Source organism: Nocardia farcinica, from assembly GCF_029867845.1.
In the GTDB taxonomy this organism is placed as follows: Bacteria; Actinomycetota; Actinomycetes; order Mycobacteriales; family Mycobacteriaceae; genus Nocardia; species Nocardia farcinica_A.
Map to the genome: position 1 here is coordinate 1 of NZ_JARWRU010000164.1, position 1,412 is coordinate 1,412.

Below are 1,412 nucleotides of genomic sequence, written 5' to 3' on the forward strand. Positions count from 1 at the left end.
GCGGGGCGGGCACGCGGCCGGCGTGCGAGGACACGATGCCGAATCCTCGCTCGCCGGAAACGATTCGGGCCAGCTCCCTGGCTTCGCCGGTGCCGCCCAGGATCAGGACTCTCAGCGGCCGCTGAAGTAGGCGCTGCCGGAGTCGACCAGCGCGGGACCGCCCGCGACCAGCAGACCGATGACCGCGCCGATGGCCGCGCCGGGGATCACGCCGACGACGAAGCCGAACAGGCCGATCAGGCCGCCGATGCCGGCGCCGCCGGCCGCGCCGCGCGCGGCGCGCTGCAGCTCGTCGAAGAACCACTGCTGGGCGCTGATGTCCTGCACCGCGATGACCTCGGCCTGCGGGGTGAGGGTCAGCTTCGTGCCGGACTCGTCCACGGTGGCGGCGATCTGCACGGCGGCGCCGTCGGTGGCCTGCTGCGCGGTCAGCGGGATGCGGGTGACCTCCTCGCCCGCCGCGTTGGTCAGGGTGACCGCCTCGCCGTCCGCGTCGAGGCTCCAGGCGCCACCGGTGACGGTGGTGACGATGGAGCGGCCCGCGTCGGCGATGACCGCCGAGTAGTCGACGCCCTTCTCGGTGCCGTTCGCCGACAGGGTCGCCTCCTCGGAGGCGGCGGGCGGGACGGCCGGATCGGCGTAGCTGGTGCCGGTGGCGACGCCCATGGCGGCGATCGCCATCAGCGCGGTGGCGGCGGTCTTCTTGTAATTCATACGAACTCCCCAATGAGACTCATCGAATACGCTCATCCGATAACGATCGGATCACGGGCATAGACCCTACCGTCGAAGCCCGCCGATTTCCTACCGGGTGCCGTGTGCCGGCTTCACCCATATCCATTGCGCCACCGGCAGATGCGGCCGCCACGCGGTGAATCCGCCGAGCGGTTCGGCGCGATAGATCTGGAATTTCCGCAACTGCCCGCCGTGTTCGGCCGCCGAGCGTACGACCAGCGCTTCGGTCTCCGCGGTCACCGCATTGGCGACCAATCGCCCGCCCGGCCGCAGTCTTCTCCGACACGCTTCGAGTAATCCGTCCTGCGTGAGACCACCGCCGACGAATATCGCGTCGGGCATTCCGCTTTCGGCCGCGAGCGCGGCGAGCGCCTCGCCGCGCACCGCCACCTGCGGAACACCGAGCGCCCGCGCATTCTCGGCTATTCCCGCGCGCCTGCGCTCCAGCCGTTCGAAGGTCACCGCCCGGCAGGACGGGTGCGTGCGGCACCATTCGATGGCGATGCTGCCCGACCCGCCGCCGACGTCCCACAGCAGTTCCCCCGGAGCGGGCGCCCCCGCCGAGAGCGTCAGCGCCCCCCCCACCCCCGTGGTCAGCAGGCCGGCGCCCCCCCAACACACGGCCCGCCGGCCGGGCCTACAGGTGAGACGCCCGGCCGCGGGGCGGGGTCGTATAA

General features: G+C 71.8%; 2 protein-coding genes. Both read right to left on the reverse strand.

The annotated features are described in order from the left end of the window. Window positions 1-111 precede the first annotated feature (111 nt). The gene (locus tag QH283_RS03345) at window positions 112-714 is read right to left on the reverse strand and encodes a hypothetical protein (protein ID WP_280501550.1); all 603 of its coding nucleotides are present in this window, start codon (window positions 712-714) and stop codon (window positions 112-114) included. 90 nt (window positions 715-804) lie between these two features. Continuing rightward, a partial coding sequence (cbiT, locus tag QH283_RS03350) for a precorrin-6Y C5,15-methyltransferase (decarboxylating) subunit CbiT (protein WP_432420647.1) occupies window positions 805-1,412 on the reverse strand: 608 nt, incomplete at its 5' end.